Below are 8,163 nucleotides of genomic sequence, written 5' to 3' on the forward strand. Positions count from 1 at the left end.
ACTCTCCTAACTTGGCAGGTCATACCAAAAAAGTCTTTACAGAATTTCCTTAAGCGTATAACATAACTGATTAGAATTTCAAGAACATTCAAATTAGACTGGAAGTGATCGTTTGAAACGTTTTGAACAGGCAGAGGTCATGAGTAAACTGCCGGAACAATTTTTTGCTAAACTTGTAAAAAAAGTATCTCACTATGTGGAGCAGGGATATGACGTTATAAATCTAGGTCAAGGAAACCCAGACCAGCCCACACCTAACCATATTGTTGAAGCGTTAAAAGAAGGGGCGGACAATCCTGGCTATCACAAATATTCTCCATTTCGAGGCCATGTGTTTTTAAAACAAGCCGTAGCAGATTTTTATAAAAGAGAATATGGCGTTACACTAGATCCAGAAAAAGAAGTAGCTGTTCTGTTCGGTGGAAAAACGGGATTAGTAGAATTATCACAATGCTACTTAAACGCTGGTGACACCGCACTCGTTCCGGACCCCGGATATCCAGATTACTGGTCAGGAATCGCTATGGCAGGGGCTAAGATGGAGACGATGCCGCTCTTAGAAGAAAATGCGTTCTTGCCCGATTATGATTCTTTAGATGAACAAGTACTGCAGGAAGCAAAGCTGATGTTCTTAAACTATCCAAACAATCCAACGGCAGGTGTAGCAACGAAGGAATTTTTTGATGAAACCATTAAACTCGCAAAAAAGCATGACTTTCTCGTTTGCCATGATTTTGCTTACGGTGCGATTGGATTTGATGGTAAAAAGCCAACTAGCTTCCTAGAGGTGGATGGCGCGAAAGAGGTTGGCATTGAAATCTATACCTTGTCTAAAACTTACAACATGGCTGGTTGGCGTGTCGGCTTTGCAGTTGGAAATGAACAGGTCATTGAATCTATTAACCTTCTTCAAGATCATTTTTATGTCAGCTTATTTGGAGCGGTGCAGCATGCAGCTGCCGCAGCACTGAATGGTTCTCAGGAATGCGTGGATGAGCTGGTCGAGACTTATGAAAAAAGACGGGATGTTTTTATCAGCAGACTAAAAGAGAACGGTTGGAACGTTAAATCACCAGCGGGCTCATTTTTCTGCTGGCTTCCAGTACCTGAAGGTTTTACGTCAGAATCGTTTGCAGATCATTTGTTAGAAAAAGCCCATGTCGTCGTTGCTCCAGGGATCGGATTTGGAAAAGAAGGAGACAAATACGTGCGTGTCGGATTACTCACTACTGAAGAAAGACTGATCGAAGCGGCTGACAGGATCGCAAAAGTCATATCAAAAATTGGTTGACAGAATCTTCATGGGCTGTCATAATCACCATTAAAAGTATATTCAAACAATTTGCACTCTTATTAAGAGCAGGTGGAGGGACTAGCCCGATGAAACCCGGCAACCATTCAGCTAATGTTTTAGCTGAAAACGGTGCTAATTCTTGCAGTCAATGATTGACTGAGAGATGAGGGGAAGCGGACGAACGGTTATTAACGCCCCTTCCTTTTGGATGGGGCTTTTTCATGTTCATTACAAGCCGCGAGTTGAGTCGTCAGCACTATTTTCGGATGAACGTGTTTGAAAGGAGTTTATCAGATTTGGGAAAAGTAACAGCGACCTATTTGGTTCACGATAAAAAAGAAAATTTAAATAAAAAAGCAGAAGGGATTGCACTTGGATTGACAGTGGGGTCTTGGACTGATCTTCCGCTGCTTGAGCAAGAACAGCTTCAAAAACATAAAGGTGTGGTAGAAAGCGTTGTTGAATTAGAGCGTGACGTTGCAGCTGATCGGTTCTTAGGGAGTCAGCGCACGAGAGGATTACTGAAGATTTCTTATCCTTCTGCCAATTTTTCTAACGATATACCGGCGATCTTAACAACGGTCTTCGGCAAACTATCTCTTGATGGAGAGATCAAGCTCGTAGATTTGGAGTTTGATAAGGAGCTTGAGAAGAGTTTCCCAGGACCGAAATATGGAATAGGTGGAATTCGTGAGATCTTGGGTGTCCATAATCGTCCACTTGTGATGAGCATCTTTAAAGGGGTACTTGGAAAAGATTTAACATTCTTTAAGCAACAGCTTTACGAGCAGGCTATTGGCGGTGTCGATCTTGTAAAAGATGATGAGATTCTTTTTGAAAATCCGCTGACCCCTTTTGAGGATCGCATTATGGCTTCAAAAGAGGTCCTGCAGCAAGTGGAAGCTCGTACGGGTGAAAAAACGCTTTACGCTGTAAATCTTACGGGAAGAACGAGTGAACTGCGTGACAAAGCGAGACGTGCTGCAGAATTAGGAGCAGATGCATTACTTTTCAATGTGCTGTCTTATGGGCCAGATGTACTTCAAGAGTTAGCAGAAGATAAAGATATTCCACTTCCGATCATGGCACATCCTGCCTTATCGGGAGCGATCGGATCGTCATCTCTTTATGGAATCGGCTACTCGGTATTGCTCGGAAAACTCTTACGTTATGCAGGAGCCGATCTTGTATTGTTCCCATCTCCGTATGGAAGTGTAGCACTTGATCGAAATGAAACCTTAAACATAGCCGATGCCTTAACAACAGAAAATAGTGCATTGAAGAGATCATTCCCGGTTCCATCTGCTGGCATACATCCGGGATTAACGCCTGTTCTGTTTAACGATTTTGGGTTAGATAGTGTCATTAATGCTGGTGGAGGAATTCACGGTCACCCGGAAGGAGCAGCAGGCGGGGCAAGAGCATTCCGCCAAGCGATTGATGCAGCAGTGTCAGGAGAAGACCTTGAACAATACGCCGAGAGCTACCCGGAACTTCAAAAAGCTTTGGAGTTGTGGGGCGGAGTGCCTGTAACATGACACAAAAAATAATCTTCTGCGATTTCGACGGAACTGTAACGGAGAAAGACAATATCGTAGCCATCATGGAAGCGTTTGCTCCAGGCGGCTGGCAGCCAATCGTCAATGATATTTTGAACGAGAAGGTCTCCATTCGAGAAGGAGTAGGGAAACTCTTCTCACGCATTTCTTCAGATAAGAAGGATGAGATTATTGAGTTTGTTCAAACTCGTTCCAAAATCAGAGAGGGCTTTCACGAATTTATTGATTTTACGAAGAAAGAAAACATCCCGCTTTATATCGTTAGCGGCGGAATTGATTTTTTTGTTCATCCCATGCTCAAAGATAAAGTAAACCCTGAGCAAATCATCTGCAACCATAGTGATTTTTCAGGAGAACAAATTAAAATTACATGGCCGAACAAATGTGATCAGTATTGTAAAAATGATTGTGGGTGCTGCAAGCCTTCGTTTATCAGGAAGACAGATCCTCAGTTTTCCGGTTTTCAAAAAATCGTTATCGGTGATTCCATAACGGATCTTCAAGCGTCTAAGCTTGCGGATGTTGTTTTTGCAAGAGACTATTTGATTGAAAAATGTAAAGAAAACCAAATTCCTTATACACCTTTTGAAACATTCTTTGATGTGATTCATGCCTTGGAAAAAGAGGAGGTAAGAAGTTGACGATACATGAACAACGCTGGAATGAACTTGCCGATGTGAAAGATGAATTAGCCGCAAGAAATTGGTTTCCTGGAACGAGTGGCAACGTATCGATCAAAGTGGGAAAGAACCCGTTGACTTTTTATGTTTCTGCCAGCGGCAAAGACAAAACGAAGCGTACGCCGGAAGATTTTTTACTCGTGGATGGAGAAGGGAATGCAGTTAAGCAAACATCTCTCAAGGCTTCCGCAGAAACCGGTATTCACTGTGAAGTATACCGATTAACAGATGCTGGCTGTTGCCTTCATGTTCATACTGTCGACAATAACCTGATCTCTGAGCTATATGGAAATGAAGGTGAGATAACGTTTCAAGGGCAAGAACTAATTAAAGCTTTTGGAATATGGGAAGAAGACGGAAGCATCACAGTGCCAATCGTTGAAAACCATGCTGATTTGACTAAGCTTTCCAAAGCTGTTGCAGATGTTATTAAAACAGAGACGAAAGCAGTACTGATTCGCAATCACGGAATTACGGTTTGGGGGAAAAACGCTTTTGAGGCAAAAAAGCACCTTGAAGCGTTTGAATTTCTTTTTTCTTATCATATAAAACTTCAAACCTTATCTTTATTTAGTGAAAAAATAAACAAATCATTTGGAGGAGTTAAACATGGCACAATTACGATTTCATGACAACAACGAAAGAGTTGAAAACCAAAATGAAGTTGAAGCTTACTTAGAGTCACAGGGGGTCATCTACGAGAAATGGGATATAGAAAAACTCCCTCAACACCTTCGCGAAAACTATTCGTTAACAGATGCAGAAAAAGAAGAAGTGCTTCAAACTTTCCAAAGCGAAATCAAGGATATTTCTGAGCGCCGTGGTTATGTTACATCAGACGTGATCTCATTATCTGAAAAAACTCCAAACTTAGATGAACTGTTGAAAAATTTCTTGGCGGAGCATCACCACACAGATGATGAAGTCCGTTTTATCGTCTCTGGTCATGGAATCTTTGCGATCGAAGGACCGAACGGCAGATTCTTTGATGTAGAACTCGAACCAGGAGATCTGATTTCTGTACCAGAAAATTATCGCCATTACTTTACCCTGCAGGAAGATCGAAAGGTAGTAGCGGTACGAATCTTCAAATCCAAAGAAGGCTGGGTACCAATCTACGAAAAAGAACCTCAGGAAGCAAAATAAGCTCATTAAAACCACACCCCTTTTCAGAAGAAAGAGGTGTGGTTTTTTCTTTGTTTCGGTAGATAAAGAAAATTATGCTTTCAGTGGTTGATATATGCGCGATTGTGGAGTGTATATGCGCATTCAGCAGAATAAATAGCTCGTTTAGAAAACTACATACATGCTCGCGAAGAACGCCGCCCGCTACAACAATAAGAGCATCGGTCATCATCCGATGCTCTTTTCTTATCCCGCTATCTTTTTTTCTCTTCTTAAGTTTATCAATCTGTACGTATGCAGCACGATCACTTTTAATACGGCATAGACGGGTACTGCTAAGATTAGACCGAGCAGCCCGCCAAGACTTCCTGCGACAAGTAAGATCGAAATGATCGTAAGTGGATGGATATCAAGTTTTTTACCCATCACTTGCGGTGAGATGACATTACCTTCGATCTGCTGTGCGATGACCATAACAACCAGCACTTTGATAACCATAGCTGGAGAATCAACGACCGCAACGATAAGCGCAGGCACAACTCCGATAATGGGACCCAAGAATGGGATAACGTTCGTAAACATGGCAATGATCGCAAGGATTAACGAATATTCAATGCCGATAATTAAATAACCAATATATAGCATGGTTCCAACACAAACACTGACTAGAATCTGCCCCTGTATGTAGGAGCTAAGCGCGATATCCATATCTTTTAAAATCTTAATTCCATTATTACGCTGTTTTTCAGGCAATGTTTGAAGCACCATCTGAGGCGCTTTTTCACCCTCTTTTAGCATGTAGTAAAGAATAAATGGAACGGTCACGAAAATCATGATGATGTTGGTAATGATACCGATAAAGTTCGCGATGTTGGTTCCAATCGTCTGAATACTATTAGATAAGTAGGCAGTAACTTTATCAGAGATCTCTTTTACATCAAATTGTTCACTTTCCTGGAAGCGGTTGACCCATTCGTTCTGCTGCAGATCGTTTAGCTTTGATCGTATCGCATCAATTAAAGCCGGTGTGTTCTCTACCAAGTTGCTGACCTGTCTCTGCAATACAGGACCAATCGAATAAAAAAGTAAAACGAACAACCCGATGGCAAGCAAGTAGATTAGCAGGATCGATAATACTTTTGGAACATTGCGTTTATGTAAAAACTGAACAACGGGCCTAAATAAATAGTACAGTACGCCGCCTAATAAAAAAGGAAAAAACAAGGTTTGTACAAGAACAACGATCGGTCTGAAAATAAAATCAATCTTCGTTCCTACCCAAATAACTAGAAATGTGAGGAGCAATCCATAACCGATACGAAAAAACTTCGACTGTGGCATTCAATGATCACCTTTACCTTCTGAAATATAGATTCATTATATACAAGTTGGAAGAACTTGCACAATTATTTCGAAACACCCGAACAAGGCTAAAAGCATATGTTAAGTATTGGGCATACGCATTATTTATGCAGTTTGCATAGAAAGGATGAAACCAATGTGCGGAATAACAGGTTGGGCAGATTGGAATCGAAACCTCATCAATGAAAAAAATGTACTGTTAAAAATGGCCACAACTTTATCCAAAAGAGGACCAGACGCACTGAATGTCTGGAGCACCACGCATGCAGGATTTGGGCACGCCCGGCTTGCTGTAGTTGATATCGTGGGCGGCGTACAGCCGATGAGCAGAAAAAAGAACAACAACCAATATACTCTTTGCTATAACGGAGAACTCTACAACACCGAAGACATTCGAAAAGAGCTCTTACAAAGGGGCTATACATTCGAAGGGCACTCAGATACAGAAGTTCTCCTCGTTTCATATATCGAGTGGGGAGAAGCCTGCGTCGAAAAGTTTAACGGAATCTTTGCCTTCGGAATATGGGATGAATCAAAAGAGTGTCTGTTTGTTGCAAGAGACCGTTTAGGAGTGAAACCATTTTTTTATTCGGAGAAAGGCAGCCGCTTTCTTTTTGGATCGGAACTAAAGGCGATTCTGGCTCATCCGGAGATAAAAGCAGAAGTGGATCGTGAAGGATTGCAAGAAGTGTTTGGACTTGGACCATCCCGAACACCAGGCAACGGAGTCTATAAAGGTATCAAAGAACTTCGACCCGCACATGCCGCAACTTTCACTAAGAACGGACTAAAAATATGGCGGTATTGGAACGTTGAAAGCAAGCCCCACGAACATTCGCTTGAAGAAACGAGCGAAAATGTAAGGACGCTTGTAAAAGATGCTGTAACTCGTCAGCTTGTAGCAGACGTACCGGTTTGTACGTTCTTGTCAGGTGGCTTGGATTCAAGTGCGATTACCGCAATCGCAGCCAAGCATTTTAAGGAAGAAAACAAAGGGGAACTTCACACGTTCAGTATTGATTATGAAGACAATGACAAATACTTTAAAGCTAGTGATTACCAGCCGAACTCAGATGGTTTCTGGATTAATCAAATGGTAGAGGCAACCGGATCCACTCATCATAGTTGTGTGATCGATAATGAACTATTAATCAATCATTTAAGAGAAGCCGTTACGGTAAGAGATCTACCGGGAATGGCAGATGTGGATTCCTCATTGTTATGGTTCTGCAGGCAGATCAAGCCACAATCTACAGTAGCTCTCTCTGGAGAATGTGCGGACGAAATTTTTGGAGGATATCCATGGTTTCATAAGGAAGAACTCTTGAACAGGGATATGTTCCCTTGGATGCGTTCTACAGAAGCTAGGCAGAATCTACTTCAAGATTCGTGGGCAAAGAAACTGAATCTCTCTTCCTATGTTCAGCAAAGGTATGAAGAGACTATACAAGAAACACCTGTCCTCGAAGGAGAAACGAGAGTAGAAGCGAGAAGAAGGGAAATCTTTTATTTGAATATGCTGTGGTTCATGACCACCCTTCTAGATCGTAAAGACCGCATGAGTATGGGAGCAAGTTTAGAAGTTCGAGTTCCATTTGCGGACCATAGAATCGTAGAGTATGCATGGAATATCCCTTGGGAAATGAAGATGCTGTCTGGAAGAGAAAAGGGGATCCTAAGAAAGGCTTTAACCGGTATTCTTCCAGATGACGTACTGTACCGAAAGAAAAGTCCTTATCCAAAAACCTTTCACCCTGAGTACACAAATGGCGTAAAAGACTGGCTACAGAGTATTGTAGATAAAAAGAATTCGCCGTTGTTTGAGGTACTGGATCGGAAGAAAGTACAGAAAATCATTGATACGAACGGAGAAACTTTTAAGGAACCATGGTTCGGACAGTTAATGACAGGTCCACAGCTGATGGCACACCTTGCACAAATCGATAGCTGGCTAAGTGATTACAATGTAAACATCATAGATTAATAAAAAAAAGCGGGCAAACTCAAGATGACTTCTTGAACTGTTCCCTTTAAATTAGACAGTTTATAAAAAGTCCATTTAAGCAGCTATTAGATGACCTCGGAATTGTTCCGGGGTCATTCTGCTTAATGTCCATTGATATCTTTCTGTATTGTAAAATTC

Annotated in this window: 8 protein-coding genes and 1 riboswitch; of the genes, 6 read left to right on the plus strand and 2 right to left on the minus strand. The window is 41.7% G+C overall.

Annotation, left to right across the window (positions count from 1 at the left end):
- The first annotated feature begins 112 nt into the window (after positions 1 to 112).
- The 5 genes from M3206_RS09740 (at position 113) to M3206_RS09760 (ending at position 4,679) form a co-directional block, all read left to right on the plus strand.
- Positions 113 to 1,291, plus strand: coding sequence for a pyridoxal phosphate-dependent aminotransferase (locus M3206_RS09740; protein WP_285876879.1), 1,179 nt, complete (start codon positions 113 to 115; stop codon positions 1,289 to 1,291).
- Between the two features lie 56 nt (positions 1,292 to 1,347).
- Positions 1,348 to 1,464: riboswitch (SAM riboswitch) on the plus strand.
- 126 nt (positions 1,465 to 1,590) lie between these two features.
- Complete coding sequence (locus tag M3206_RS09745) at positions 1,591 to 2,832, plus strand: 2,3-diketo-5-methylthiopentyl-1-phosphate enolase (RefSeq protein WP_251312329.1); 1,242 nt, start codon at positions 1,591 to 1,593, stop codon at positions 2,830 to 2,832.
- Positions 2,829 to 3,494 (plus strand): 2-hydroxy-3-keto-5-methylthiopentenyl-1-phosphate phosphatase, encoded by a 666-nt coding sequence (locus tag M3206_RS09750; RefSeq protein ID WP_251312330.1) that lies wholly within the window; start codon positions 2,829 to 2,831, stop codon positions 3,492 to 3,494. The genes M3206_RS09745 and M3206_RS09750 overlap by 4 nt, the downstream gene beginning before the upstream one ends.
- Positions 3,491 to 4,165 carry a methylthioribulose 1-phosphate dehydratase gene (locus M3206_RS09755; RefSeq protein ID WP_251312331.1) on the plus strand — a complete coding sequence of 225 codons (675 nt, stop codon included), beginning with the start codon at positions 3,491 to 3,493 and terminating at the stop codon, positions 4,163 to 4,165. The genes M3206_RS09750 and M3206_RS09755 overlap by 4 nt, the downstream gene beginning before the upstream one ends.
- Positions 4,143 to 4,679, plus strand: a complete 537-nt coding sequence (locus tag M3206_RS09760) for a 1,2-dihydroxy-3-keto-5-methylthiopentene dioxygenase (protein WP_251312332.1) — start codon at positions 4,143 to 4,145, stop codon at positions 4,677 to 4,679. Before M3206_RS09755 ends, M3206_RS09760 begins: the two co-directional genes overlap by 23 nt.
- 225 nt (positions 4,680 to 4,904) lie before the next feature.
- On the opposite strand, the gene M3206_RS09765 is transcribed toward M3206_RS09760, so the two are convergent.
- Entirely contained in the window at positions 4,905 to 5,999 is a 1,095-nt protein-coding gene (locus M3206_RS09765) for an AI-2E family transporter (RefSeq protein ID WP_251312333.1), read from the minus strand.
- Between the two features lie 157 nt (positions 6,000 to 6,156).
- On the opposite strand from M3206_RS09765, the gene asnB reads away from it, so the two are divergent.
- Complete coding sequence (asnB, locus tag M3206_RS09770; RefSeq protein ID WP_425590721.1) at positions 6,157 to 8,004, plus strand: asparagine synthase (glutamine-hydrolyzing); 1,848 nt, start codon at positions 6,157 to 6,159, stop codon at positions 8,002 to 8,004.
- Between the two features lie 75 nt (positions 8,005 to 8,079).
- Here asnB and M3206_RS19210 read toward each other — a convergent pair.
- Positions 8,080 to 8,163: IS3 family transposase (locus M3206_RS19210; protein WP_425590697.1), on the minus strand; the 84-nt coding region annotated here is incomplete at its 5' end.

This window comes from Fictibacillus phosphorivorans (assembly GCF_023715845.1).
GTDB lineage: Bacteria > Bacillota > Bacilli > Bacillales > Fictibacillaceae > Fictibacillus > Fictibacillus phosphorivorans_D.

Excerpts from the sequence above, each read along its gene's own strand:
- M3206_RS09750 (WP_251312330.1), top strand. The coding sequence starts at position 2,829 with ATGACACAAAAAATAATCTTCTGCGATTTCGACGGAACTGTAACGGAG.
- M3206_RS09760 (WP_251312332.1), top strand. The coding sequence starts at position 4,143 with ATGGCACAATTACGATTTCATGACAACAACGAAAGAGTTGAAAACCAA.
- M3206_RS09765 (WP_251312333.1), bottom strand. The coding sequence starts at position 5,999 with ATGCCACAGTCGAAGTTTTTTCGTATCGGTTATGGATTGCTCCTCACA.
- asnB (WP_425590721.1), top strand. The coding sequence starts at position 6,157 with ATGTGCGGAATAACAGGTTGGGCAGATTGGAATCGAAACCTCATCAAT.